The organism is Corynebacterium sp. LK10, from assembly GCF_008042455.1.
In the GTDB taxonomy this organism is placed as follows: Bacteria; Actinomycetota; Actinomycetes; order Mycobacteriales; family Mycobacteriaceae; genus Corynebacterium; species Corynebacterium jeikeium_D.
In genome coordinates this window covers 272,615-299,474 of record NZ_NOVT01000002.1, presented here as the reverse complement: position 1 = coordinate 299,474, position 26,860 = coordinate 272,615, and the positions used below count along the sequence as shown (strand labels likewise).

Annotated in this window: 23 protein-coding genes and 1 riboswitch; of the genes, 12 read left to right on the top strand and 11 right to left on the bottom strand. The window is 58.6% G+C overall.

What is annotated here, in order from left to right; translation table 11 throughout:
- Nucleotides 1-18: 18 nt before the first annotated feature.
- Nucleotides 19-507, bottom strand: a complete 489-nt coding sequence (locus tag CHU70_RS01330; RefSeq protein ID WP_048731236.1) for an SAV_6107 family HEPN domain-containing protein — start codon at nt 505-507, stop codon at nt 19-21.
- A 206-nt stretch (nt 508-713) separates the two neighbouring features.
- On the opposite strand from CHU70_RS01330, the gene CHU70_RS01325 reads away from it, so the two are divergent.
- Together CHU70_RS01325 and CHU70_RS01320 are read left to right on the top strand one after the other, a co-directional pair.
- A complete protein-coding gene (locus CHU70_RS01325) occupies nt 714-1,304 on the top strand; it encodes a GNAT family N-acetyltransferase (protein ID WP_048731193.1) in 591 nt (196 codons plus the stop codon).
- Entirely contained in the window at nt 1,285-1,959 is a 675-nt protein-coding gene (locus CHU70_RS01320; RefSeq protein ID WP_016423011.1) for an LppM family (lipo)protein, read from the top strand. Before CHU70_RS01325 ends, CHU70_RS01320 begins: the two co-directional genes overlap by 20 nt.
- A gap of 3 nt (nt 1,960-1,962) precedes the next feature.
- Here the strand turns inward: CHU70_RS01320 and metF are convergent, their stop codons facing one another.
- A complete protein-coding gene (gene metF / locus CHU70_RS01315; protein ID WP_048731195.1) occupies nt 1,963-2,949 on the bottom strand; it encodes a methylenetetrahydrofolate reductase [NAD(P)H] in 987 nt (328 codons plus the stop codon).
- 66 nt (nt 2,950-3,015) lie between these two features.
- On the opposite strand from metF, the gene CHU70_RS01310 reads away from it, so the two are divergent.
- The 4 genes from CHU70_RS01310 (at nt 3,016) to CHU70_RS01295 (ending at nt 8,537) form a co-directional block, all read left to right on the top strand.
- Nucleotides 3,016-4,128, top strand: coding sequence for a polyprenyl synthetase family protein (locus CHU70_RS01310; RefSeq protein ID WP_048731197.1), 1,113 nt, complete (start codon nt 3,016-3,018; stop codon nt 4,126-4,128).
- A gap of 18 nt (nt 4,129-4,146) precedes the next feature.
- Complete coding sequence (gene crtI, locus CHU70_RS01305; RefSeq protein ID WP_147719381.1) at nt 4,147-5,847, top strand: phytoene desaturase family protein; 1,701 nt, start codon at nt 4,147-4,149, stop codon at nt 5,845-5,847.
- An 86-nt stretch (nt 5,848-5,933) separates the two neighbouring features.
- A complete protein-coding gene (locus CHU70_RS01300) occupies nt 5,934-7,550 on the top strand; it encodes an alpha-(1->6)-mannopyranosyltransferase A (protein ID WP_049170255.1) in 1,617 nt (538 codons plus the stop codon).
- Nucleotides 7,551-7,556: 6 nt separating this feature from the next.
- On the top strand, nt 7,557-8,537 hold the full coding sequence (locus CHU70_RS01295; RefSeq protein WP_049170403.1) for a phytoene/squalene synthase family protein: 981 nt from the start codon (nt 7,557-7,559) through the stop codon (nt 8,535-8,537).
- Nucleotides 8,538-8,567: 30 nt separating this feature from the next.
- On the opposite strand, the gene CHU70_RS01290 is transcribed toward CHU70_RS01295, so the two are convergent.
- A complete protein-coding gene (locus tag CHU70_RS01290) occupies nt 8,568-8,942 on the bottom strand; it encodes an Rv2175c family DNA-binding protein (RefSeq protein WP_005510311.1) in 375 nt (124 codons plus the stop codon).
- A 79-nt stretch (nt 8,943-9,021) separates the two neighbouring features.
- Between CHU70_RS01290 and CHU70_RS01285 the strand changes: the two genes are divergently transcribed.
- The gene (locus CHU70_RS01285; protein WP_070429539.1) at nt 9,022-11,394 is read left to right on the top strand and encodes a PASTA domain-containing protein; all 2,373 of its coding nucleotides are present in this window, start codon (nt 9,022-9,024) and stop codon (nt 11,392-11,394) included.
- Between the two features lie 71 nt (nt 11,395-11,465).
- Here the strand turns inward: CHU70_RS01285 and CHU70_RS01280 are convergent, their stop codons facing one another.
- The 7 genes from CHU70_RS01280 to CHU70_RS01250 form a co-directional block, all read right to left on the bottom strand.
- Nucleotides 11,466-12,851, bottom strand: a complete 1,386-nt coding sequence (locus CHU70_RS01280; RefSeq protein ID WP_070429538.1) for a class II 3-deoxy-7-phosphoheptulonate synthase — start codon at nt 12,849-12,851, stop codon at nt 11,466-11,468.
- A 68-nt stretch (nt 12,852-12,919) separates the two neighbouring features.
- Nucleotides 12,920-13,411: a polyadenylate-specific 3'-exoribonuclease AS gene (locus tag CHU70_RS01275; protein WP_048731205.1), complete on the bottom strand. Its 492-nt coding sequence runs from the start codon at nt 13,409-13,411 to the stop codon at nt 12,920-12,922.
- A gap of 151 nt (nt 13,412-13,562) precedes the next feature.
- Nucleotides 13,563-14,354, bottom strand: a complete 792-nt coding sequence (locus CHU70_RS01270) for a 1-acyl-sn-glycerol-3-phosphate acyltransferase (RefSeq protein WP_049170252.1) — start codon at nt 14,352-14,354, stop codon at nt 13,563-13,565.
- 101 nt (nt 14,355-14,455) lie between these two features.
- Nucleotides 14,456-15,469 carry an ROK family glucokinase gene (locus CHU70_RS01265; protein WP_147719380.1) on the bottom strand — a complete coding sequence of 338 codons (1,014 nt, stop codon included), beginning with the start codon at nt 15,467-15,469 and terminating at the stop codon, nt 14,456-14,458.
- A 9-nt stretch (nt 15,470-15,478) separates the two neighbouring features.
- Nucleotides 15,479-16,633: a glycosyltransferase family 4 protein gene (locus CHU70_RS01260; RefSeq protein ID WP_049190492.1), complete on the bottom strand. Its 1,155-nt coding sequence runs from the start codon at nt 16,631-16,633 to the stop codon at nt 15,479-15,481.
- Between the two features lie 53 nt (nt 16,634-16,686).
- Nucleotides 16,687-17,757: an NlpC/P60 family protein gene (locus tag CHU70_RS01255; protein ID WP_370449646.1), complete on the bottom strand. Its 1,071-nt coding sequence runs from the start codon at nt 17,755-17,757 to the stop codon at nt 16,687-16,689.
- 346 nt (nt 17,758-18,103) lie between these two features.
- Nucleotides 18,104-18,682, bottom strand: coding sequence for a C40 family peptidase (locus CHU70_RS01250; RefSeq protein WP_048731217.1), 579 nt, complete (start codon nt 18,680-18,682; stop codon nt 18,104-18,106).
- Between the two features lie 14 nt (nt 18,683-18,696).
- Nucleotides 18,697-18,839, bottom strand: a riboswitch (cyclic di-AMP (ydaO/yuaA leader).
- Nucleotides 18,840-19,252: 413 nt separating this feature from the next.
- Between CHU70_RS01250 and CHU70_RS01245 the strand changes: the two genes are divergently transcribed.
- Nucleotides 19,253-20,842, top strand: coding sequence for a DEDD exonuclease domain-containing protein (locus tag CHU70_RS01245; RefSeq protein WP_070767287.1), 1,590 nt, complete (start codon nt 19,253-19,255; stop codon nt 20,840-20,842).
- On the opposite strand, the gene trpD is transcribed toward CHU70_RS01245, so the two are convergent.
- Nucleotides 20,839-21,906: an anthranilate phosphoribosyltransferase gene (gene trpD / locus CHU70_RS01240; protein WP_070767288.1), complete on the bottom strand. Its 1,068-nt coding sequence runs from the start codon at nt 21,904-21,906 to the stop codon at nt 20,839-20,841. The two genes, CHU70_RS01245 and trpD, sit on opposite strands and share 4 nt — an antisense overlap.
- Before the next feature lie 538 nt (nt 21,907-22,444).
- Here trpD and CHU70_RS01235 point away from each other — a divergent pair.
- The 4 genes from CHU70_RS01235 to CHU70_RS01220 all read left to right on the top strand — a co-directional run bounded on the left by CHU70_RS01235 (nt 22,445) and on the right by CHU70_RS01220 (nt 26,858).
- Complete coding sequence (locus CHU70_RS01235) at nt 22,445-23,059, top strand: heme-copper oxidase subunit III (protein ID WP_088611596.1); 615 nt, start codon at nt 22,445-22,447, stop codon at nt 23,057-23,059.
- Between the two features lie 75 nt (nt 23,060-23,134).
- Nucleotides 23,135-24,025: a c-type cytochrome gene (locus CHU70_RS01230; protein ID WP_016423027.1), complete on the top strand. Its 891-nt coding sequence runs from the start codon at nt 23,135-23,137 to the stop codon at nt 24,023-24,025.
- On the top strand, nt 24,022-25,233 hold the full coding sequence (locus CHU70_RS01225; protein ID WP_049170241.1) for a ubiquinol-cytochrome c reductase iron-sulfur subunit: 1,212 nt from the start codon (nt 24,022-24,024) through the stop codon (nt 25,231-25,233). The genes CHU70_RS01230 and CHU70_RS01225 overlap by 4 nt, the downstream gene beginning before the upstream one ends.
- Complete coding sequence (locus CHU70_RS01220) at nt 25,230-26,858, top strand: cytochrome bc complex cytochrome b subunit (RefSeq protein WP_016423029.1); 1,629 nt, start codon at nt 25,230-25,232, stop codon at nt 26,856-26,858. The genes CHU70_RS01225 and CHU70_RS01220 overlap by 4 nt, the downstream gene beginning before the upstream one ends.
- Nucleotides 26,859-26,860 lie beyond the last annotated feature (2 nt).

Genomic DNA, 26,860 nt, shown 5'->3' with positions numbered 1-26,860 from the left:
TAACACGCCCCCACCGGCTTACGCAGCCGCGGGCAGAACACCCAGCTCAGCCCGGACAGCCCCCAAGAATGCACAACTTAAATCCCACAACTCCTGCGCCCGCCGAGAGTCAATGCGACGCGAAATACCCAACCGGACTTCCTCACGCAGCGCGGTGAACTGCTCAAACTTGGTGACCCAGCTATCAAATTCGGGCTGCTCTTTCTTTAAACGCAACCAGGCACTCTGTGTTGCCGAACGACGACGCTTAACTACCGAGCCCGAACGAGCGCCCGAGCCAGAACCCCCAGCCACCGACACATCGTCGCGATTCAACAGCGCGCCTGCGCAACGCAGCGCCGCACAGTAGGAAAGCTCCAACATCTCATCAGAGCTGGCATTCCGAGCATTCGCTAGCAGAGCCTCTGCCCGCCCCAGCAGCTCCAGCGATTGCCTTGAGACACCGACCGGGGCGACCGAACCCGACTGCGAAATCGCCCTAAACTCCACCACGTTCGACCTTGCCACCACCCTGCTTCTCCTTTCACACAGCATTCACATGAGCACGGATTTTCCGCTTCTCCTTAGCGGGATTGACTGCAATCTATCCCCAAGCCCGGACTACGCCATGCGCACTTTCGCACACCTGTTCGACTCGATGTTATTGCAGTAATCTCACAACTAAGTTCGTCCAAGTCGCTAATCTGGTCACTGTGAAATACAGCGTGGTTCCGATGACAGCAGGAGACTTCAATCTCCGCCTGCAAGAAGCAGTGGCTCTCTACATCACCGCGATGCAGTACAACCCCGCAATCTTGCCCGGTCGTCTCCACGAATGGCAGAAGCAAACCACTCAACCCGGCTTCATGGCTGCTGCAGCCATAGCTCACCCCAAAGAGCTCTCCCCTGCCCAGGCTCTCCGCGACCCGCGCTGCAGGTTGGTTGGCATCGGCTACTGCCGTACAGGATTGGACACGCACTGGTGGTATCGCCAGGTAAGAGATGGACTGCTCATGGACGGGCGCTCGCTACCGGACGTCGTCAAGCTCTTGGGCAACTACGCCGAACTGTCTGAGATTCACATACACCCCAGCTTTCAGGGGCGGGGACTCGGTAAACGACTGCTCCGCGAGTTGGTCGATTCCCGCCCAGAGACGCGAGTTCTGTTGTCAACCCCGGAATACCCGAATGAGGCCAATAGGGCATGGCAGCTCTACCGCCAATTTGGTTTCAAGGATGTTTTAAGGAACTTTTATTTCACAGGGGACTCCCGTCCCTTCGCAGTTCTAGGAGTAGATCTTCCCCGTGACATCATCACCGAGTGAACCTTCCACACCACGTCGACGGCTTTCGCCTCTGCGCATTGCCACAGCAATGGCCGGAATTGCCGCCATCTTGCCGCTCAGCGGCTGCTTTGACGCACAGGCTGGCATTACCATTTCCGGCGACGACAGGGTCTCGGGCACAATTCACGTAACCCCCACGGAGGAAGTCCGTTCCCAATTTGAGCAGTGGCAAGTACCGGAAGATCTCTCCGACCGCGTCTCGCAGGGAGTAATCGACTCCTCCACAGGAAAGATGGAAGTCTCGTTCAACGAGCTGCACTTCATTGAACTCACCGATACGCTCCGACAGCTTTCCGACGATCGCGTAGACATCGACCTAGACCGTACCGGTGGCGGCAAGATTTCGATGAACGGCCACATGGATTTGACTCACCTGCCCGGCGCGAAGGTTGATTTCGTCGTCGCGTTCCCGGAGCAGGTTACTGACTCCAATGGCCGCCAGACCGAACCGAACAAGGTGGAATGGCAGCTCGCCAGTGGCGAGAACCATAATGTATGGGCTTCGTCGCCGGCTGGATCCACCAAGCGGAATCAATTCCTATTATTTGCCGGTGTGACCACAGCCGCCGGTGTCCTAGCCTCAGTGCTAGGTGTCCTGTGGGCGCGAAGAGTTCGCGACATGCAGGACTTTTAGCAATTAAAAACCGCCGCGCAGCATATCCTGGCCGGTGCCCCATTCGGGCGCCATGCCGAGGTTGTGCAAAACTTCCTGGGAGGCGCGAGCGAAGTTCATAGTCATAAAGTGCAGCCCCGGCACGCCTTCGGCGATGAGCCGCTCTGCCATGTTGGTCGAAAACTCGATACCAATCTTGCGAATCTCATCTTTATTGGCCTGCTCGTCACCATCTGCTGCCTTAATCAGGCGTTCCTCCAAATCGGATGACAACTGTGCCCCGGAGAGCTCAACCTGCCTGCGCACTGAGCGCAGCGATGTAATCGGCATCAGCCCCGGAATGATGGGCTTGGCACCGTGCACTGGGTCGGCTTCCACCAGGCGGTCTCGAAGGCGTAAGTAGTGCTCAATATCGAAGAACATCTGCGTAATCGAGTATTCGGCTCCCGCGCGCAGCTTGGCCAGCGTGTACTGCGTATCATGGTCCAAATCCGGCGAGCGGTAGTGTCCTTCCGGAAACGACGCAATGCCGATTTCAAACTTCTCGAACTCCGGCTCGGCCTTAATCAGCTCAATCAGCTCGCTGGCGTAGTGCAGACCGCCCTCGGTCTCCACCCAAGGACCAAGCGGGTCTCCCGGTGGGTCACCACGCAGAACAAGCAGATTCGTCAGCCCCGCGCTGAGATAAGAGCGCAGGATTTCCCGCAGCTCGTCGACAGTGTGCTCTACCAATGTCAGGTGCACAAGCGTTGTAAGCGGCTGCCTCGAAACGCGCTGGGCGATTCGCAGGGTGCGGTCGCGGCTAGAACCACCGGCGCCGTAGGTCACGGATGCAAAGGAGGCACCAAGATCATGGAAAGCCTCAGCTGCTCGAAGAAGACGTTCCTCGGCGGCGTCGTCACGCGGGGGCATGAACTCGACCGAGAAGGGAATACTGCCCGCGCTCGGCATTGAAAGCGCCTGGCGGATCGTCACTTGGCGGCCTGGCGACGGTGGCATTGTTGAGGACATAGTCACTCATACTAAGCGGTGTCCTATTCTTGAGTCAGCATTACCCGTCATCGACGAGAGGCTCACATGAGCGAAGAACTGGATTTGGCCGCGCTGCAGCCCCGCGAAGTACCAGCTGCTGTTACCAAAACGCTGGAGAACTACCTCAAAAGCCGTGGCGACGATGTCGCGTCGGTCGATGCGGTGTACACCGAGGCCATAGATTCGCTCCATTCCTTCGTCCTCAATGGGGGCAAGCGCGTGCGTCCAGCCTTCGCCTGGCAGGGGTGGTTGGGAGCAGGCGGCCTCGAAGGCCGTTTCTCCCCAGCCGAGGATTCCCAGGCTGTGATGAACGCGGTGAGCGCCCTGGAACTCATTCAAGCCTGTGCACTCATTCATGACGACATCATCGATGACGCTGATACGCGCCGTGGCGCACCGACTATCCACAAGGTATTCGAGGCCAAGCACGAGGCCAATAGCTGGAATGGAGCCGCCGACCGCTTCGGTATTTCGGCCGCAATCCTCATTGGCGATGTTGCTCTGACCTGGGCTGATGACATGATGCACTCTTCAGGCCTCAGCTCGGAGGCGCTAACCCGCGCACTTGTCCCCTGGCGGGCGATGCGCACTGAAGTACTTGGCGGCCAACTGCTCGATATCACGGCCGAAGCCAGCCGGGACAGTCGCGTCGAGACCGCTGAGAAAATCAATCTGTTCAAGACCGCCGCCTACACCATCGAGCGGCCGCTCCACATTGGTGCTGCGATTGCCGGCGCCCCAGCGGAATTGGTTGAGGCCTACCGCAGCTTCGGCCGCGATATCGGTGTGGCATTCCAGCTCCGCGACGATCAGCTGGGTGTTTTCGGCGATCCCGAAGTCACGGGCAAGCCTGCCGGCGATGACCTCCGCGAGGGCAAGCGAACCGTACTGGTCGGCCAGGCTTTAAGCCTCTACCTCGATTCCGCACCTGAAAAGGCCCGCTTTATCGATGAACGCCTGGGAGCGGTCTCGTCTGCTGCAGATATTGATGAGCTACGAAATCTCATCGCTGATTCCGGCGCTGCCGATGCCGTCGAACGTGAAATTGACCGCCTGACCAGCCGCGCTTTCTCCACTATCGAGAATGCCGACCTGCCTGCAACGTCGCGCGAGAACCTCATTGCTATGGGCGTTCGCGCCACCGCTCGTCAGCATTAGACCAGGTGTTGCGTAGTCATGCCCGCTGCTTCCCCCACTCGTGCCCCCATTAATTCCCCGCGTCTGCGACGTGCGGTCACTCGTCCTCATAAGGGCTCCAAACCACGACTGACCATCATCGGCGCAGGCCTGTCCGGACTTACCGCCGCGCTCTACGCCATCGCCGATGGCTACGATGTCACCGTTGTCGAGCGGGGAAGTTTCGTCGGCGGACGCTGCGCCAGTGAACCCATCACAGTCGATATCGACGAGCAATCGCTCACCGCAGTCTTCGACACTGGCGCAACTGTATGGACCATGCCCTCGCTTGTCGACGATGCCCTCGCCGCCGTCGGCCTCTACGCGCGCGATATCGACCCGGGTTTTTCGGCCTCCCCAATCACGCCCACCTACCGTGCGGAATTTGCCACCCGCGGCGGACTCGACGTGTTTTCCAACGAAGACATGATGGCCGATGAACTCGCGCGCTTCGGTGCCTCTGACTCCACCGTCGCCGGTTACCGCAAACTTCGCACGTGGCTGCAAACTCTCTTCAATGCCTGCTTCGACAACTTCATGTCCCGCAGCTTTGACCGCGTTACGGACCTATTCACCGGGCCCGGCGCGCTTCGCGACCTCACTACGCTCCTCCGACTCGGTGCCTTCGGCGCCCTCGAACCTAAGATTCGTGCCTTCCTCGGAGATAATGATCTCGCTCGCGTTTTCAGCTTCCAGGCGCTTTACGCAGGTGTGCCTCCCGCTAAGGCCCGTGCGGTCTACGGCTGCATTTCCCACATGGATACCTCGATGGGGGTTTACTATCCGCACTCCCCCGCATTTGGTTCGGGTATAGGCGCCGTCAGCGAGTTGCTCGCCGAGGCCGTCCGTCGAGCTGGCGGAACCATCGACTTCGGCGTTGATGTCACTGGGCTGAAAGTTGACGAAGTAGGCTTTGTCTCCGCCATCACCACGGCAACTGGCGAGCGTCCCACCGATGCCGTCATCGCTACGACCGATTTACCTGTGGTGCAGAGCTGGCTTCACGACGCGGCTACCTCTGCCGCCGGTAGCTCATCGAAGCGGCGAGGCCTTCGGAGCGTCGTAAAGCGGACGGGAGCGCGACGGTTGTTCCCAGTTCGATTTTCTCCATCGGCGGTGGTGGCGCACGGGCTGATTCCGGTTTCGGAGACTGCGACGTGGCCGAAGCGGCATCACCTGATTTCGTTTGGCGAAAAGTGGAACGAAACCTTTGAGGAGATCTCGTCACCGCGCCATGGAAAGCTAATGTCGGACCCATCATTGCTGGTCACCCGGCCTGCGGTGAGCGCGCCGGAGCGTATTGTCACAGATGCGAACGGCGTGCAGTGGGAGCCCGTCAGTGTGCTCGCGCCGTGCCCCAACTTGCAGTCGGCCAATCTGATCTGGTCACGAATCGGTGGGGACTACGTTGCGAAAATAACCGCTGAGCTGGAGCGGCGCGGACTGACCGGGATTTCTACGAAGTGGCGAGTCGGTCGGATCGATACCCCTCAGCAGTGGCAAGAACGCGACATGGGCGTTGGCTCGCCGTTTGGGCTGGCGCATCTGTTCCGACAGACGGGGCCGTTCCGTCCCCGCAACTTCTCTCCGAAGATGCCAAAGAATCTGACGCTGGCGGGATCGACGACGGTGCCGGGGGTTGGCGTGCCGACGGTCATGATTTCGGGACGACTTGCGGCACAGCGGTTTGAAACGCCTTAGCTCATGAATGTCTCCCGGATGTCTGCCGGTGGTCACTGACCAACTAGGATTAATGCATCAGCAATGTATCGATTGTTTAGGTTGACATGAATTTATCGCGGAGTGCTCAGCTGGGTGTCTACGGTGGCATCCTCATTGCTCTGGGCTCCTACGGTTCCGGTGCGAATCGCTACCGTGGCGGCCTTGTCCACGCTCTGGGACTCGACTGGATCACCTACGGTCACGGTCAGATTTTCTGTGAGATTGTGATTTGGGTAGGTATCGCCCTGCTGCTTATCTCGTGGCTGCGCATCGGGCGGGAACTGCTGTTCTCGAAGGGGACCATCCGGGACATTGTGGCCGGTTCTGCCCATGATGGCGACGCAGCAGACGCTGCGGTTCCAGCGAACGCTGGCGGCGATGAGTCCACGTTGCGTCGGTTCAATTCAATCCTGATGGCCTGGGCAATTCCCCTCGCGCTGGCCGCACCGCTGTTCTCTCGCGATGTCTATTCGTATCTCATGCAGGGCGCGATGGTCCGCGATGGGTTTGATCCCTACACTGAGGGAGCTGCAGCCAATCCAGGGCCGATGCTGCTGGAGGTATCCGCAGATTGGCGGAATACCACCACCCCGTATGGCCCGCTGCATCTGGGAATTGGCGAGGTCATCACGCGGATTGTCGGCGACAACATCACCGTCGGCGTGATTCTCTACCGCATTGTGTGTCTGCTGGGCTTCGCCGCCATTGTCTGGTCGATCCCGCGAATCGCCCGGGAGCTTGGAGCAAATCCGGCTTTCGCACAGTGGCTCGGTGTGCTCAATCCACTGGTGCTACTGCATCTGATTGCGGGTATGCACAACGAGGCACTGATGGTCGGATTGGTCAGCCTGGCACTAGTCGCCGCACTGCACATGGAGCACATGCGGGGTGGCCTGGTCGCTGCTGTCCTCATCGGAATCGGCGTCGCGCTGAAAGCCACCGCTGTCCTGGCGCTGCCCTTCGTCGTGTGGATTGTGTTGACCAGGCGCCAGCCCATCGCCACGGTTCAAGAGATGCTGCGCAAGATTCCGGCGATTGCCGGTGTGGGCATCGTGTTGGTCGCAGTCTGCGTCGGCACGCTTGCAGTGGTGACCTGGCTGACCGGCTCGAGCTGGGGCTGGATCTCCGAGATCAGCGGCAATACCAAGGTGATTAACCCCCTGGCAGCACCGTCAGCGGTCGCTGGTGTGATCTCGGGCGTCATGGCGTGGTTCAACGACGACATCGGTTTCAATGTCATCGTCAGCCACACACGCGTGGTCTCCTCTATCATCATGCTGGTGGGACTCGTGATCTCCTGGTTCTACTTCCGAGCCACCCCTCGTAACAATGTCGCTGGCATGATTGCCGCTTACGTGGTGGCCTGCGTATTTAATGCCGTGGCACTTCCCTGGTACTACGCCAGCTTATTGACTCCCATGGGAACGATTCGCCCGCCACGATGGGTGGTTCAAGGCACCGTGTTGTTCACATTCATCCTGTCGCTGTCCTTCGCCGGCGGCGGCAATCACCGCTTCTACGACGTGCCCTGGATGGTTATCATTACCGTTCTCGGCTGGCTGGCCGTCGGCTGGCTGACCACTGGAAAATTCAGCTGGAAGTACCCGTGGCGCGACGATAAAACCGCCGCAGACACGGATTCCACGGTGGCGCCCCTGTCGCGGTCGACCGAGGTCGCATAGTTGTCCATGCCCACCCCACAGCCCCTCTCGACCATCGCGCTGCCACAGTCCTACGAGCTCTGCCGCGATATTATGGCCTCCCACGGTCGCACGTATTCCCTGGCCACGCGACTATTGGCACCCCGCCAACAGCGTGCGGTGTGGTCTCTCTACGCCTGGGCACGCATCGTCGATGACTACGTCGACTGCCCCGCCGACGCCGACCGCTCCCCCACGCACATCGAAGCCACGGTCACACGTTTAAGCGAGCTTTTCCACTCAGCTGTCGTCATCGGTTCGCTTGACGACGTCCACCGCGACCGCGACCGTGCCGTCATCTCGGCGGCCGCACAGACTTTTCGCGACTACGACATCGATCCACAGCTCTCTGCGGACTTTGTTCACTCCATGTTGATGGACGTGCCCGACACATCGTGCCACATTGCGCATTTTGAAACATGGGAGCAACTCGACTCGTATATGTGGGGCTCCGCAGCAGTCATCGGCCTTGAGATGATGCCCATCCTAGGCACCCGCACAGGGGTCTCCCGGGAGGAAGCCACTCCCTACGCAGAGCTCCTGGGAAAAGCCTTTCAGGTGACGAATTTCCTCCGCGACATCGCCGAGGATTTTCGCCGTGGCCGTATTTACCTACCACTGAATGAGTGGGAGGCCTTCGGAGTGGGTACCGAGGAGATCGGCTACTGTGCCGCCACGGGACAGACGACCCCGGCGGTACGTCAGGCATTGGCCTTCTTCATCGCTCGCAACCGCGCACTCTATGCCGAAGCCAGCAGCGGCGTGGACATGTTAGAGGTGCCAGGGCGTCAGGCTATCCGTGCCGCGGAGATTCTCTACTCAGACATTCTCGGCGAAATTGAGCGCATGAACTACAACGTCTTTGCGCAACGCGCTCAAGTGGGACGCGCTCGAAAAGCAAAAATCGCCCTCCCGCTGCTTTTCACAGCAGTGGCCGGGCGATTACGACAGGAGCTATCGCGGGCGTAGGACGGCGGGCGTAGGACGCCGTCCGGGTCTTTACAACGCCATAGCCTGTGCGCGGCGCATTACTTCGCGTGCAAGGTGACCGTGCAGGGCGTCCACCGGACGTCCAGGCAGAGATTCATCTTCGGTGAATAGCCACTCCAGCGTTTCTTCTCGCGTGTAGCCGCCGTCGGCAAGCAATGCGAGTGCGCCAGGTACAAAACGCGCGACCTCATCATCTTCAAAGAAGCGGGCGGGAATTTGTGCAATGCCGTCGCGGTGGACTGCAATAAGGCGACCCTCCTGCAGCAACGCGTGAATTCGGGTGACGGTGACGCCAATGAGGTCAGCGGCATCGGGCAGCGCAAGAGTGGGTTCGTCGGCGCTCAGGACATCGTGGCAAGTTGGAATCTTTCTCACACTGGTCACTTTAGCGCGTTGGCCTTGCAGTAGGTACGTCCCCATATACTTATTAGAAGCAACTGATTGGAACAGGGAAGGCTGGTTTATGTCGCAGCTTGTCGAGGGGCAGATTCTCGATGGTCGCTACCGCATCGGAGCCACCATCGCACACGGTGGCATGAGCACCGTGTACTGCGCCACCGATTTGCGGCTCGATCGCAGGGTGGCCGCAAAGGTCATGGATCCGCGTTTTGTCGACGACGAGTCTTTCCGCATCCGCTTCGAACGTGAGGCCCGCGCGGTCGCGCACCTCAATGACGAGTCGCTCGTCAACGTCTACGACCAGGGCACGGACCCGGCGGGGCATGTTTTCCTCATTATGGAATTCGTCGACGGTGGGACCCTCCGCGAGCTGCTCCGTCAGCGCGGTCCGATGCCTCCACATGCAGCTGCCGTCGTAATGCGCTCGGTTTTGCGCGCCCTATCGGTGGCGCATTCCCGCGGCATGGTGCACCGAGATATCAAGCCGGAAAATGTGCTGATTGCCTCGGACGGGCGAGTGAAGCTGGCGGACTTCGGTCTAGTGCGCGCGGCCGCTGATGCCAAGGTGACCTCTAACTCGGTCATCGTCGGCACCGTCGCTTATCTGGCTCCGGAGCAGGTCACGGGTGAATCCATCTCCCCTGCCTCCGATGTGTATGCGGCGGGTATTTTGCTCTTTGAGCTGCTTACCGGCACCACGCCATTCATCGCCGATTCTTCGCTCGGCGTTGCCATGAAGCGATTGAACGAAGATGTCCCGCCACCCTCGGAGCTCATCGACGGCGTTCCCGAGGAGTTCGACGAGTTGGTCGCCCGCGCTTGTTCCCGCAGGCCGGAGGATCGGTTTGAGACGGCCGAGGAATTCGGTGACGCACTCGAAGACATTGCGGACAAACTCGCGCTGCCACCATTCCGCGTGCCATCGCCCGTCAATTCAGCAGCCGCCAACGCTGCCGCCATGGAGGGGCTCACAGAGGACTTCCACCGACCGGGCAACGACCATTTCGATGACAGACACGGCACCGCAGAGACGGCACCCGAGCGCTTCGGTCACGACGGCTATGGCTTCTCGACGGACGCACCCGGTAGCCCCGTTTCTTCCCGACCACCGGGACCACCAAACGTTTTCGATGATTTCGACGACCCGGATGCGGGGCGGACACGCACTTTCGATCGCTATGACGAGTACAACCCCACTGGCTGGGAATCCCCGGAGCCGTCTGGTGGAGCTCTCGTACCAGCCGACGTTCCAGGCGCTCCGGAATATCCGCTGCCGCCGGACACTCAGGGGCCACAGCACCCACAGCATCCGCAGCCGCGATCTGCTCAGACTCAGACGCCTAAGAGCCGTCGAGCTACCCGACAGCGGACGCGCCGTGGATGTGCATTGTGGCTGATTATCGCCCTGGTTGCCACGTTGGGCATGGGGCTTGGCGCGTGGTGGCTGGGCTCTGGCCGTTATGGCGAAGTGCCCTCTATCACTGGGCTGTCGCAACCACAGGCGATGACCGCAATCAGTGAGGCGGGCTTTGAACCGGTGGTTGATGAGCGCTACGACAACGATGTCGCAGTGTCCCAGATTATTGGCTCGGACCCCCTGGCTGGAGCGCGGGTTGTCCGCGGTGATGATGTTCGCGTACTGGTCAGTCTCGGCCGCCCGACTGTGCCCGCATATCCCGCGAACCACTCAAAGGAAGTGTTCAGTGCTGCCCTAGCTAAGCGGACGTTGAAAGAAGAGGTCGGAGACCCCGTCTTTTCCGATGATGTCTCCACCGGCGGCTTGGTATATGCGGTTCCTGCTCCAGGACAGACCGTCGAAGTTGGCTCAGTTGTGACTGTGCATTACTCCAAGGGGCCAGCACCGGTGAAGGTGCCAAAAATCGTGGGGCTTCAAGAGGATGAAGCTCGTGAGCTGTTGAGCAAGGCCGGGCTGGAAGTCCGGGAGGTATCGGCGGAGTTCTCCTCCTCTGCTGAGCCGGAAGAGGTTCTTTCCGTGTCTCCTGAGGAAGGCACTGGCCTCGAACGCGGTAGTTCTGTGACGTTGACCATTAACAACGGCATCGAAGTGCCCAATGTCGTGGGCAAGTCGGAGGATACTGCTCGCCAAATTCTGCAGCGCGAGGGCATTGAGGTAAGCGAAGTAAAGGACGCGTCCTCCTCCTCGCGCGACTACGGCCGTGTCGACGCAGTCTCACCGAGTGCAGGTCGTTTGGTTAACCCCAATGATGCGACTGTCACGCTGACGGTGTCCAGAGCAGTGAAGGTTCCGCAGCTGCTGGGTAAAACTGTTGCGCAGGCACGTCGTGAAGCGGAGAAACAGCATCTTCAGCTCGACATCGACGTCTCTGCGAACGAGGAGGATCGCATCGTATTGCAGTCACCCCGACCGGGCGCCAAGGCCACGGCGGGCGACCGCATTTCGGTCAGCACTCTGTAAAAAGTGCAGCGCTCCACTGAACGCGGCGCTGCACCAGCTGGGCTAGTTGTACCTAGCTGAGCTGGTTGCAACTAGTTGCGCAGCATCTCGGCAACCAGGAAGGCCAGCTCCAGCGACTGCTGAGTGTTCAAACGCGGGTCACAGGCGGATGCGTAACGGCCTGGCAGGTCGACATCGGAAATGTCCTGCGCGCCACCGAGGCACTCAGTGACATCTTCGCCGGTCAGCTCCACGTGGATACCGCCCGGGTGTGAACCGATCGAGCGGTGCACCTCGAAGAAGCCCTGAACCTCGTCGACGATGCGGTCGAAGTGGCGGGTCTTGTACCCATTGGAGGCCGAGTAAGTGTTGCCATGCATCGGGTCGCACTGCCAAATGACCTTGTGACCAGAAGCTTCCACAGCCTCAACGATGGGAGGCAGCACGGAGCGAACCTTGTCATTGCCCAGACGCGAAGTCAGGGTCAGGCGACCAGGCTGGAAGAACGGGTCGAGCTTGTCGGCGTAAGTGACAGCCTCCTCCGGCGTGGTGGTCGGGCCAATCTTCACACCGACGGGGTTGCCAATCATGGCAGCCAGGTTGATGTGGAAATCCTCAATGCCACGGGTGCGCTCACCAATCCACAGCTGATGCGCGGAGAGGTTGAACAGCTCCTGGCTGCCATCGTTTTCAGAAAGGCGCAGCATAGCGCGCTCGTAGTCAACAACCAGCGCCTCATGCGAGCAGTAAATCTGCGCGGTCTGCAGGTTCGAGTCCGCAACACCACAGGCAGCCATGAACTGCAGTGCGTGATCAATCTCGCGTGCCAGGTCCTCGTAGCGGGCGCCAGCCGGCGAGTTGCTGACGAACTCACGGTTCCACTCGTGCAGACGGTGCAGGTCAGCGGTGCCCGAACCTGTCAGTGCACGTACCAGGTTCATCGCCGCAGAGGCATTGGCGTAAGCACGCACCATTCGAGCTGGGTCGTGAACTCGAGCTTCTTCGGTCGGCTCAACGCCGTTGACCATGTCACCGCGGTAGCTAAGCAAACCGTCGCCGTCGATATCCTTCGAGCGCGGCTTGGCGTACTGACCAGCGATACGAGCCATCTTTACGACCGGGGTGGATGCGCCGTAGGTCAGCACAACGGCCATCTGCAGCAAGGTCTTCACATTGGCGCGAATGTGCGGCTCAGTATTGGACTCAAAGGTCTCCGCACAATCACCGCCCTGCAACAGGAAGGCCTTACCATTAGCGACGTCGGCAAGCTCCTGACGAAGCTTACGAACCTCAGGCGCGACCACAATTGGCGGCACCGATTCGAGAATGCGACGCACATTTGCAGCGGCGCGGGCATCCCAGCTTGGCTGCTGTAGGGCTTGGCGGGATACGACATCAGCAAAACGCTCAGCCATGTCGCCGGGAAGCGGTGGCAGATCGGGCAGGTCATCTACAGGGAGATCAATAGTCCAACTCACAGAAGTTCATTGTAATGCCCCTGCCAGAAGGGTGTTAGTCAGGTCACCAAATATTCGAACTCCGCCGCTTAATCAAGCGGCAACTTCTGGGCAATCTTTTGAAACTTCAGCAGATTGTGCTGGGCATCTGCCAGCGCGTCGTGCTTACCTGCAGTCTGTTTTGGCAACCGTGGCTTGCCCGCCATCTCCCAGTACTGCTTGAGTTCACGGGTATAGCGCGGCATAAACTGCGGCAGCTTGGTCATATCACCCCAAAGCTGCACCAACGCAATGTGGTCGTAGGCGCCTACCCAGGCCCACAGTTCTGGGCTGCCTGTACCGGGTTCGGTGAAAAATGCCAGCAGTTCCTCGCGGATTGTGTCCCGGTTCTTCCACAGCGGAGATGAGGGGTTGGGCAGCTGATTGAGCACATTGGTCCGAACCCACGGCCCGGCTTTGCTCTCATTGAACTCGGTAGACACCGCGTAGTACTCGCGGCCATCCTCAGCTACGACACCGATGGAGACAAGATCAATAGTCTTGCCGTCTTCAATAAACTCGGTGTCATAAAAATAACGCACGGTGTGGAATCCTCTCCAGCCTCGGCCTCGCGTCGGCTACCTCGCGACCAAAAGACCGTGGAGCCCTACCGAGCAAATCTTACCCATGCACCGAATCGCCATAGGAAGTGTGCAGCCCCACTGTCGCGAAAACTATCTGCGCCTAATTATTCTAGCGAGCGCGTCGGAACCAGCGACGAGGGGTCGGCTTCGGCCCCGGAGCCGGAGTGGTCAGCTCTCCACCCGGCTCGGTTCCCGCTGGATAGCCGGTGCCGGCCTCCAAGGACTTCTTCACATCAGTCGCATAAGCATCGACATATTCCTGACCAGAAAGCTTCTGAATTTCCTTGATCAGGTCATCCGTCAGTGCCCTGGCCGCTTCATACTCATCGCTGTACTTGGCTTTGTACTCCGACGGATCAATCGGATCGCCGATAATCGTGCCGACCTTCACCGGACGAGGAATCCACGAACCAATCGGGTTGGCCTTCTCCGTATCAATCATCGCCATTGGGAACACCGGCACACCGGCCTCCAGCGCGACACGTGCCGCACCGGTTTTACCGCGGTACAGTCGACCATCCGGACTACGGGTGCCTTCCAAGGAAATGCCCAGCAGGTCACCGCGTGACAGCACCTTCAAGCCGGCGTTCAGCGCATCGCGAGCTGCATCACCAGAGGTACGGTCAATCGGCACCTGCCCCACCGAGGAGAAGAAGAACTTCTGGATACCGCCGACAAAGCCCGGCGTGGTGAAGTACTCCGCCTTCGCCAGGAACGTCAGCTGACGACGGCAGACCAGTGGGAAGAAAAAGTGATCCATCACAGCAAGGTGGTTCGACGCCATCAGCGCTGGACCTTCCTGAGGAATCTTCTCACCACCGATGTAGTACGGGCGATTATAGATCCGCAGCCAAGGGCCAATGAGGATGTACTTAAAGAACTTGTACCAGCGATTATTCACAGTTTAAAACTATACAGGTTCAGGTGGTCCGACGATCCATCTCCGCAGCCATTCCCCCACCTTTTCGCGGGCGAATTCCCCTACATTCCCCAATTGACGCTTTACGACGATGCCGCACCCTCGGCAGCCACAACGCTGCGCGCAATATCCGCCGCACCGATCAACCCAGCATCCGCACCTAGTTCAGCGACCCGCACATCCGCTACCGGACGATAGCCAGTACCGGTGAGATTGCGGGCAAACTCGGCCTTGGCCTTGTCCAGGTATAGATCAGACGCCGAGGCAACACCGCCACCGATAACAATCAATTCCGGATCAAAGACATCGCCCACCATCGACAGGCCACGCCCCAGCCAGGTAGCAAAGTCATCAATCGCAGCTAGAGCCAATTCATCCCCCTGGCGAGCAGCCGAGACGACATCGGTACCAGTTACCGAGCCGGCCACGAGTCCGTCGGTAAGCCGCGAGAAGTAGCGACCGGATTCAGAGAGTTCCTGAGCGGTGGTAACCAACGCCGTACCCGAGCAGTAACGCTCCAAGCAACCACGCTTTCCGCAGGAGCAGGGACGACCATCCGGCACAACGGTGAGGTGGCCGAATTCCGGCGCCGTGCCGTACGCGCCACGGTAAATCTCACCACCCTGCATCATCGCGCCGCCGATTCCCGTACCCAGCGCAAACAGCACCCAATTATCCGCACCGCGAGCCGCACCAAAGCGATACTCACCCCAGGCGGCCGAGTTGGCATCGTGCTCAAGCTGCAGCGGACATGGGAGAAGCAAGGATAAACGCTTGACGACGTTCGCATCGCGCCACGGCAGATGCGGGGCAAAACGAACCGTCTGGCGGTCAGAATCCAAAAAACCAGCTACAGCTAAACCGATGGCGCTGACATCTGGAAAGCGTTCAACCAAGCGCTCGGATGTCTGGACAATGCCACGTTCAATGGCATCCACACTGCCATCAGAACTGGTCTGAACTCGATACAACACCTGCCCATCAGCGCTGACCACTGCAGCGCGCAGGTTTGTTCCACCAATATCAAAACCGATAGCCGGGCGATCAGCGGCGTCGGACTCGTCTGAGTTCGGATGAATCGGAATATCGGTGGACATAACAGTTGATTATAAAGGGATTGCGCAGGTTCGGAGAATTCGGCGAGCCCGAGCAGCCATGACCTCCCAGGTCCACGACTGCACAACATGCTCCCGACCACAGGCTCCCATCGCCGCCGCGCGCTCCGGATTATCCAAAATCTCAACCAGCCCGGTGGCGACGCTGCGCTTCGAGGCCCCGTCGACAACGATGCCAGTTTCGCCATCGATAACTGTCTCCGGGGCGCCACCAGACTTGCCAGCTATGACAGGGACACCGCAGGCCTGTGCTTCCAAGTAGACAATGCCGAGGCCTTCTACATCGAGGCCACGTCCGCGGGTTCGGGCGGGCATGGCAAAAATGCTGGCCGCATTGTAATAGGCGGGGAGGTCATCATAAGAGACCTTGCCGGCAAAAATGACCTGCTCGGAGACCCCGAGCTTTACTGCCAGCTTTTTCAATTCTCGGTTCAACGGACCAACACCCACGATCAGCAACCTGGCATCCGGGTGCTGCTCAAGAACCTTAGGCATGCTGCGAATCAGCATATCTTGGCCTTTTCGGCGCACTAGCCGAGAAATACAGACGATAAGCGGCTGAGACTCACCGATTCCGTGGTGCTGCCGGATCTTCTGTCCCGCCTCGGGGTCCGGAGAAAATCGCTCGATATCGACACCGGAAGGCAGGCGTTCAAATGCTGTTTGCGGACCAAAGGCTGCCGCAAATCGACCACGGGTGTAGCGGGAAATATAGGTCACAACATCGGAGCTCTTACCAATGCGCCTCAGCATCTGGCGGGCCAATGGCAGCATCGACCAGCCCACTTCATGTCCGTGAGTGGTAGCAACGATGCGGGTGGCACCTGCGCGACGGCATGCGTCGGCAAGCAAACCAAGTGGCGCGGCGGCACCAAACCATACGGTGTCAATGCGTTCGGTGCGAATAATCTGAGCGGCGCGACGAGCTACGTGCGGCAGTGGCAGCAGCACGGAATCACGCATGCGATAAACACGGTACGGTAGCGACTCGTCGTAGGCGCGGAGCTTTTCTTCGGGGGCTCGCGAGGACGCGAGGACTACGAGGTTCTCCGGATCCAAACGAGCACAGAAATCACGCAGGTAGGACTCGATTCCACCATCGCGAGGCGGGAAGTCATTCGTAATGAGCAGTACGCGCGCAGACATGGAGCCGAGTTTATCTACCTTGACTAAAAGGACGCGAGGTCACCTGCCGCTAGTTAGAAGCGGACAGCGCCTTGGTACGGGCCCCCCTGGTCGATGGAAACGACCTGGACTGGAATACCGTAGTCGGAAGCATGGACAATCTGACCATTGCCGATGTACATGCCCACGTGCGTGATTCCCGGGTAGTAACCGATGATGTCGCCCGGCTGCAGCTGGTCGCGGCTCACCGGAGTACCACCGGCGAGCTGTGCCTGCGAGGTCCGCGGGATGGACTTACCAATCTGCTGGTACGCCCAGTACATCAGGCCGGAGCAGTCGAATGCGGAGGGACCAGCAGCTCCCCACGAGTACGGGGAACCCAGCTTCGACATCGCGGCATCAACTGCGGCGGAAGATCCGAGCAGTTTGTCCAACCCTTCGGTAATTGGGTTGTTCTTGGAAATCCAGATTTCCCGCTGTTCGGGGCTCAGCGATTCAACCATGGACTTGACATGCTCGGCGCGCTCATCAAATTCGGCACTGCGCTTGTCCAAATCATCGCGACGCTTAGCCAGGTCATCGAGCTGCTTGCGGATATCGCCCTGCAGACGCAGCGCATTGGCCTTACCATCCTCAGCATCCTTGCGGGCTTGCACCGCACGGCTGACGACTTCATCGTTGTCGCGGAACATCTTGTTGATGTAACCGGCACGGTCGATAGCGTCCTGAGCACTGGCAGATCCCAGGGCGGCCGACAATGGGTCGACGATTTCACCACGCATCCGCTTCTTCGCGAAGTAAGAAATCTCACCAGAGAGCGCCTTGAGGTCATCCTGTGCTCGGAGAACCTGATCCTCAGAGTGCTTCAGCTCCCCCTCGGCGTGCCGGAGTTCCTCTTCCTTGGCCTGAACCTGGGAATCCAGCTCGGTAACTTCCTCAGAAACCGCTTCGGCATCCCGAGAAATCTTCTCCAGCTCTGCAATAATGCCGTCTGCAGTAGCCAGATCCGGGGCTGGCTGTTCATCCTGTGCAGAGGCAATCGGCGCCAAACCTACGGAGCCAAAGGTTAGCCCAGTCACGACCGTAAGCCCGACTACACCGCGACGAGAGTTGTGGCGACGGCGAGAGGCACGGTGACGCGACAAATCCAAACCCTTTTCAAGTTGTGTATTCAAATTTCTTCCCCGAAAAACAAAACATCAAACCACTTGACACATTCGAGCAAATTGTAGCAGCCTTGCCGCGGAACAACACACCGACAAACCGCCAGCACAAAGGGGTATCCAAAGGGAGTAACCAGGACAGCCCTTCGACTCCACGCATTGCGTAACCGCAGTAGAAAAACAAAAAATGAGGCGAGCGCCCCTATAGTGCTTTACGACGCGCATAGCGTCAGCACCCGGGCGCTCGCCTCAGTGCCCCCTCGGTAAAAAGAGAGCCAAGGCTCTGCGGGGTATCAAGGCCCCGCAGGTTGTCATCCGTTCAAACAGATTAGAAGCGGACGAAGTTGTGAACCGGCATGTAGTTCATCGGAGCTTCCTTGACGACATCGCCGGACTGCGGAGCGTGAATCACGTTGCCGTTGCCGGAGAAGATGCCGACGTGGGTAGCGCCAGAGTAGAAGGAAACGATGTCACCCAGTGCCGGGCTGGAGACCGCGGTACCCTGGGAAGCCTGCGCCTGGGAGGTACGCGGGATCGACTTACCGACCTGCTGGTATGCCCAGGAGGTCAGACCGGAGCAGTCGAAAGAGTTCGGACCGGTAGCGCCCCACACATACGGGGAACCGATCTTGGAACGTGCAGCGGAGACGATAGCCGAACCAGTGGACGGTGCTGCAACGTTTGCAACGCTGCCGGAGGTAACCTCACCTGCGATGTCGTTGAACTTGCCAACAACATCCTGCATACCTGCAACCTGCGGGGTATCGAAGCCGTTCAGTGCGCCCTGGATGTCGTTCAGCGGGTTAGCGTTAGCGGTCGGAACTGCGAGAGCGGTAACGCCGGCGACAGTTGCGCCAAATGCGACTGCGTTGCGTGCAAAGTTAGAACGGCGGTGGTGCTTGCCCATTGTTTTGAAACTCCAAAATCTTCCTGTTTAGCCGACCGGGTTAGCTGACGGGTTCGGAAGAATGGAAGACTTCCTACCCTCCGGGATTTCCCTTTGGGATTCACCCCATGGTTCGAGGTGGGTCCCCGGCTCGAATCCCCTGAGGCTCTCACTACTTAGACCCTCAGGACCTTCGATAAGGCTCTGTGTTTTCTTATCAATGACCGGCACCAACTCAGTGGCCCCGTTTCAATGTCTCGATAAGGTTACGAAATGGCATCAAGTTTTGTCTAGCCGTTTGTCCAGAAAACCGCTCGAGGCCCGGTTGTTACCATCGATAGAACTAAACCGTTACCAAGCTGTTACAACTAAACACTCCCCCTATAGCGGAATAATAACAGTTTGATAAACGTGTCACTACCTGGCATTTTGAAGTCCGCCGAGAACTTTACACTTAATGCCTTAAAGTCGACACATTTTTATCGCGGGCTCAAAACGTGTTTTATGTCACACCCCAGCTTGCAACAGCTCAATTTGCTCAAGTTTCACAGTTTTAACACCACTAGGAGCGCTCAGAATAGGATTATTGACGTGGATTCAGGACAACAGCACTTCCCTCTCGAAGGCACCGTCGATGATTCTCTTTTCAACACCACCTTTGTCGTCGTAGACCTGGAAACGACCGGATTGAAGGCCAAAAACGACCACATCATTGAAATTGGGGCCATCAAAACCCGTGGCGGTAAGACAATTGGCACCTTTTCCAGCTTCATCGACCCCGGTATGGAGATCCCCGACCACATCACATCTCTGACCGGCATCACTACCGCCGATGTTGAAACCGCCCCACAGCTCGGCACAGTTATTACTCAGTTCCTCGAATTTGCCCGGGGAAGCGTCTGGGTTGCGCATAATGCCAAGTTCGATATTGGATTCCTCCGCCAGGCTTGCACAGATTTGGGCCTAGATTGGCCGAGCCCCAGTGTCGTAGACACTCTCACGTTGGCGCGTCGCGTCCTCGACCGCTCACAAGTTGGCAGTTTCAAGCTCTCACAGCTCGCACGGTACGTCGGTTCTCCGAATCGCCCCACCCACCGGGCGCTTGACGACGCAATCGCAACCGTCGACGTCCTTCACTACCTCGTGGAGAGACTAGCTGGCGATGAAGTACAAACAGCGTCCGAGCTAGTGCACTACTCGCCCACCGTCGCTCCAGAGGTTCGTGCTAAACGGCACCTTGCCGATGGAGCTCCGCACACCCCTGGTGTCTATGTTTTTCGGTCAAGAAATGACGACCCCTTATATATAGGTACAGCTCTCGATTTGCGACGTAGACTTCTGCAGTATTTCAACGGCACTGATTCTCGTCGCAAGATTACGGAAATGGTCTCTCTAGCCGAACGCGTCGAGATCATCGAGTGCCCGCACGGCTTCGCTGCAGAAATCCGCGAGGCTCGTCTGATTTCTGCACTCCGTCCGCCCTACAACCGACAACGCACCGAACCAACCCGCGGCTGGTACATCGTCCCCACTAGCCCCGGTCGGCCTGCCAAAATTAGCCGGACAGTCACCGACGCCCGCAGCCTAGGTCCGTTCCGCACGCGCGACACCGCTACTGCCATCCGCGACAGGTTCTCCGCGCTTAACGACGACTTTGCGATGACAACCGCCCAGATCTCCACCACCGGCGCCGACGAGATCGCAGACATGATTGCAGAGATATCAGCACTTGCCGAAGCACACCGCTTCCAACGCGCGGCAGTGCAGCGTGACCGCACTGCGGAGTTCATTATCAGCTTGGACAAGCAGCAGCGCCTGAGCATGCTTGCCGCCATCCCATCTCTGCAAGCCGCTTTCCCCGATGGCAATGGAGGCTGGCACCTAGCGGAAATTCGCTACGGCAGGTTGGCCGGCGCCAGCACCGCACCACGTGGCGCGGATATGAACTACATCATCGACCTCATGGAGAGTTCGGCCCAAACAGTCACTCCAGATGACTCCTTATATAAAGGAGCATCAATTGATGAACTCAGTATTATCTGGAAATGGCTGCAGCGCCCGGAGGTACGAATAAAGCCCACCGGAGGCGAGTTTTCCTACCCTAGGCTGGGCGCAGGAAAATACCTTCAGTGGGCAATTGACGCGCAGCAAGCACGTCGTGAAGCGCGACGCGAACCTTAACCCCTCATCGCCGCGGTAAGGATATCCAAGCACAGCCCCGACTGGAGCGTTTCCTTGACCTCTTCAATGGAGTCGGCCATAGCTTCCTTTAGTGGACGGCCACTCAGACCACGCGAAATGGCGATTGCGGCGGCGGAGTTAAGGATGACTGCATCGCGAATCGGACCTTCGAGCTCGCCAGCCCAAATGCGACGTGCAACATCAGCGTTGTAAGCAGGGTCACCGCCACGCAGCGCGTCAATTTCGGAGTACTCCATGCCATAGTCATGTGGATCGATGACATCTTCGGCAACTTCACCGTTTTCCACAATAAAGACCTTGGTGGGACCAGTAACGGTAATCTCGTCGAGGCCATCGCTTCCGCGAACCACCAGCGCGCGCTGACCACGGCGGGCGAAGGTGTTCGCCATCGTCTCCATCTGATCTTCGAAGGCACAGCCAATCAAGCTCGCCTGCGGGCGTGCTGGATTCGTCAGCGGCCCCAGCAGGTTGAAGACTGTCGGAACCGCTAGCCCCTTACGCACCGGTCCAGCGAAGCGCATGGCCGGATGAAAGCGAGCGGCAAAGAGGAAGCGCACGTAGAAATCCGGATGTTCCGGAGAAGTAACGAGACCGTTCTCAATGTCGATGCCAAAGGCCTCCAGCATGTCAGCTCCGCCCGACTTCGAGGAAGCCGCGCGGTTACCGTGCTTGAGCACCGGCACACCACTGGCCGCGATAACAATCATGGACATCGTGGAGATGTTGACGGTATTTGCGCCATCACCACCGGTGCCGACGATATCGACTGCTCCGCGCTCAATAACACCGGCGAGCTGTGGATCATGAACTGGGCGGGCAAATGAAAGCATGCCCTCAGCCGCGGCATCGAGCTCGGCAGCCGTAATCCCCTTGGCGAGGAGACCGAAAGCAAACGTTGCGGTCTGCACGTCTCCGGAAGCACCGGACATGATCTGATCCATGGCGAATCGAATGCCCTCACCGGAAACTTCGCGGCCAGCGCCAATCGTGGAGAGAACATGGCGCCAGTTTTCGACCGCCCTCTTATCGCCGATCTCGCTCATCGCCACTCCCTTCCACTAGATAGTCAAGTCTGTATTCGTACTTTATTAATACAACTGCACCTAGGTACTGCTGGCTATCCCGCCCACCAGGTGCACCACATCACAGGGCTGTTGAAAAAATCCCACCGTGATGTACGTAATAAGACAAGATACCTCCCCCAATATATCCAGCGCATCACCAGGTCCACCTTTTGCGTTCACCGAAAATCTCACCCCCATTGGGGCAACTGGAAAAATACGATATTAAACAGAGCCGAACCTGCGATAAACTAACCGACAGCCGATGCCGCAGTATCGCTAACCCAGGTTCACCGGAGGCGAACTTGGCAGTCCAGGGGGATGGACACCACGCACCTCGGCACAACAAAACCCTCGAATTCACCCGCGTCGGATAAGGACACTGGAAAGTTCCCAACAGGGGGAAAAATTAGTGAAATTCTCAGAAACCTTTCCTCGCGACCTGGGATTTTAGGAATTTTTATACAAAAACGGGGGTTGCAACGTGACTACTCCTTAAGAACAGTACATACTGTTAGTTGTGACGAGCGCAGTTGAAAATCAAGGTATGACAGCACCACGTCGTGCTGCGACACTGAACCGACCGAATATGGTCAGTGTCGGCACGATTGTGTTCCTGTCTCAGGAATTAATGTTCTTCGCCGGTCTGTTCGCGATGTACTTCGTGTCACGCGCGAACGGCCAGGGCGATTCGTGGGATTGGGGTACCGGCCACCTCAATGTCCCGTACGCACTATTGATCACCGTGATCCTAGTGTCGTCTTCGTTCACTGCCCAGTGGGGCGTGTTCGCGGCCGAGCGTGGCGACGTTTTCGCACTCCGTAAGTGGTACGCACTGTCTACCGCCCTGGGTGCAATCTTCCTCGTCGGCCAGGCTTACGAGTACTTCACCCTGGTTAGCCACGGTCTGACCATTCAGAACTCCATTTACGGTTCGGTCTTCTTCATCACCACCGGATTCCACGCAGCCCACGTCCTCGCGGGTGTGCTGGCTTTCGTTGTGGTGCTTATCCGTACCTCCAAGGCGAAGTTCACCCCGGCACAGGCCACTGCTGCCATCGTGGTCTCGTACTACTGGCACTTCGTCGACGTCGTGTGGATTGGCCTGTTCATCACCATCTACTTCATCCAGTAGGCCGTATTGGCCGTCCTTTGTTTAGTACGGCCTACAGCCCATCCACTTTCCACGAACAGTCTTAAAGGGAAAAAGATGGAAAACACTACCTCCGAAACCAAGGACACCACGTCCTTGGCTGCGGCCCCGAAGTCAAAGGGCCGCCGCAAGATGCGCCGTACTGCCTCCGGCATTATGGCTATGGCTCTCGCCCTCACCGGCGCGGGCTTCCTCGCTAATGCTCTGACCCCTGATGCACAGACGGCTACTGCTCAGCAGGATGAAGCCGCAATGATTCAGCAGGGCAAGGAGCTTTACGACGTTGCTTGTATTACTTGCCACGGCGCCAACCTTCAGGGCGTTAAGGACCGCGGCAAGTCGCTGATTGGCGTCGGCGAAGGCTCGGTTTACTTCCAGGTTCACTCCGGTCGTATGCCGATGCTCCGCAACGAGGCTCAGGCAGCACGTAAGACCCCGCGTTACTCCGAAGAGCAGACGCTGGCTATCGCAGCCTACGTCCAGGCTAATGGTGGCGGCGCCGGCATCGTCCGCGACGAGGACGGCTCCATCGCTATGGAGTCGCTGCGCGGTAAGAACGCCGGCCCGAACGGTGAGCTTGACAAGGCTGACGTTGCTCGCGGTTCCGAGCTGTTCCGCCTGAACTGTGCATCCTGCCACAACTTCACCGGTCGTGGCGGCGCACTGTCCAGCGGTAAGTACGCACCGGTCCTGGATCCTGCAAATGAGCAGGAAATCTACCAGGCCATGCTGACCGGCCCGCAGAATATGCCGAAGTTCTCTGACCGCCAGCTGTCTGCTGACGAGAAGAAGGACATCATCGCCTACATCAAGAACGCCAAGGAAACTCCGACCCCGGGTGGTTGGGGCATTGGTGGCATCGGCCCAGTTGCTGAGGGCCTTGTCATGTGGATTGTAGGCATTGTCGCTCTCGTAGCGGCCGCTCTTTGGATTGGATCCCGCCGATGAGTAATAACGAAAACAAGAAGTACAGCTCCGAAGAGCTGTCGAAGATGAGCAATGCGGATCTCGCTCGTCTGGGTGCTGAACTCGATGACGTGACCATTGCTTACCGCAAGGAACGCTTCCCGATTGCCAACGACCCGGCTGAAAAGCGCGCGGCTCGTGGTGTCACCATCTGGCTGGCACTGTCGGTCATTCTTGGCCTGGCATTCATCGCCATCTACCTGTTCTACCCGTGGCACTACAAGGGGCACGGCGAAGAGGGTCTGTGGCTGTACACTATGTACACCCCGCTGCTGGGTATCACCATCGGTGGCTGCATCGTCACCCTGGGTATTGGTGCAGTTAAGTTCACCAAGCGCTTCATTCCGGAAGAGATTTCGGTTCAGCGCCGCCACGATGGTCCGTCCGAAGAGGTCGACCAGAAGACCATCGTTGCCCTGCTGAACGATTCTTGGCAGACCTCCACCCTGGGTCGTCGCTCCGCTATCAAGGGCCTCCTTGGTACCGGCGCCGTCCTGGCTGGTATCGGCATGATCCTTCCGCTTGGCGGCATGATTAAGAACCCGTGGAAGCCACGCCACGACGTTGACGTCACTGGTGACGGCACCCTGTGGACCACTGGCTGGACTCTCGTCGAGAAGGGCCACAAGGTTTACCTGGGTCGCGACACCGGCGCTATCGCTGAAGAGGGCGTACACGGCTACACCACTAAGGGCGTTTCCCGCCTGGTTCGCCTCCGCCCAGAGGACCTGTCCGCAGGTTCCATGGAGACCGTCTTCCCTCTTCCGGAGGAGGACGTCAACGACGGCGACAAGTACTCCAAGGATGCTGATGTCTACGAGGCACACATGCACTCGATTCACGGCTCCCGCAACTCGGTCATGCTGATCCGTCTGCGTTCCCAGGACGCTGAAAAGGCAATCCTGCGCAAGGGTCAGGAAGACTTCCACTACGGCGACTACTTCGCCTACTCGAAGATTTGTACACACATCGGTTGCCCGACTTCTCTGTACGAACAGCAGACGAACCGTATTCTCTGCCCATGCCACCAGTCGCAGTTCGATGCACTGCACTACGGCAAGCCGGTCTTCGGTCCAGCTGCTCGCGCTCTTCCAGAGCTGCCGATCAGCGTTGACGAAGAAGGCTACATGTACGCAGAGGGCAACTTCATTGAGCCCGTCGGTCCGGCATTCTGGGAGCGTCAGTCATGAGTAATCCAACGAAACTAGCAACCGCTGCTAAGAATATGGATGACCGCTACACCCTGTCTGGCGGCATGCGTAAGCAGCTCAATAAGGTATTCCCTACCCACTGGTCCTTCCTGCTGGGCGAGATTGCACTCTACTCCTTCGTAGTCCTGCTCTTCTCGGGTGTTTACCTGACTCTGTTCTTCGACCCGTCGATGTCGAAGGTCATTTACGACGGTGCCTACGCGCCGCTCAACGGTGTCGAGATGTCTCGCGCCTACGAGACCGCCCTGCAGATCTCCTTCGAGGTTCGCGGTGGCCTGTTCATTCGCCAGATTCACCACTGGGGTGCTCTGCTGTTCGCCGTGTCCATCATGGCGCACATGTTCCGCATCTTCTTCACCGGCGCATTCCGCAAGCCGCGTGAGGCTAACTGGGTCATCGGTTCCATCCTCCTGCTGCTGTCCGTGGCAGAGGGCTTCATGGGTTACTCCCTGCCGGACGACCTGCTTTCCGGTGTTGGTCTGCGTATTATGTCCGCAATCATCATCGGTCTGCCGATTATCGGCACCTGGCTGCACTGGATGATGTTCAACGGCGACTTCCCGGGTGACATGATTATCCCGCGCCTGTACATTGCACACGTGCTGATTCTCCCGGCCCTGCTGCTGGGTCTGATTGCCGCTCACCTGGCTCTGGTCTGGTACCAGAAGCACACCCAGTTCCCTGGCGCAGGTCGTACCGAGAACAACGTCGTCGGCGTTCGTATTCTCCCGATCTTCGCAGTCAAGTCCGTTTCCTTCGGCCTGATTACGTTCGGCTTCCTGGCGCTATTCGCTGGTATCTTCCAGATCAACGCAATTTGGAACCTTGGCCCGTACAACCCGGCGCAGGTTTCCGCTGGTTCCCAGCCGGATATCTACATGCTGTGGACTGACGGTGCTGCCCGTGTCATGCCGCCGTGGGAGCTTTACTTGGGCTCTTACACGATCCCGGCAGTCTTCTGGGTCGCCCTGCTCTGTGGTGTTCTGGTTGTCCTGCTCTTCGCTTACCCGTTCATCGAGGCGAAGATCACCGGCGACAACGCCCACCACAACCTGCTGCAGCGTCCGCGCGACGTGCCGGTTCGCTCCGGCCTGGGTGCCATGGCTTTGGTCTTCTACACCCTGCTGACTCTGTCCGGTGGTAACGACCTGATCGCATACCACTTCCAGATCTCGCTGAACGTGATGACCTGGGTTGGCCGTATCGGTCTGATCATCCTGCCTCCGATCGCTTACTTCGTCACTTACCGAATCTGCATCGGCCTGCAGCGCTCTGACCGCGCTGTCCTGGAGCACGGCATCGAGACGGGCATCATCAACCAGCTACCTGATGGTTCCTTCATCGAGGTCCACCAGCCACTGGGTCCGGTCGACGAGCACGGCCACGCCGTTCCGCTCGAGTACCAGGGTGCTTACGTCCCGAAGACCATGAACGAACTGGGCGCCGCTGGTAGCCCGGGTCGCGGTAGCTTCTTCAGCCCGGACTCCCCGGAGATCGCCGAAGAGGCAGCTCGTATCGAGCACGAGAACCACGAGCAGCAGGCTCAGATGTTCCGTGACCTCGAAGCTCAAAACGCTGAAGAGCGTCGCCAGCTCGAGCAGTAAAG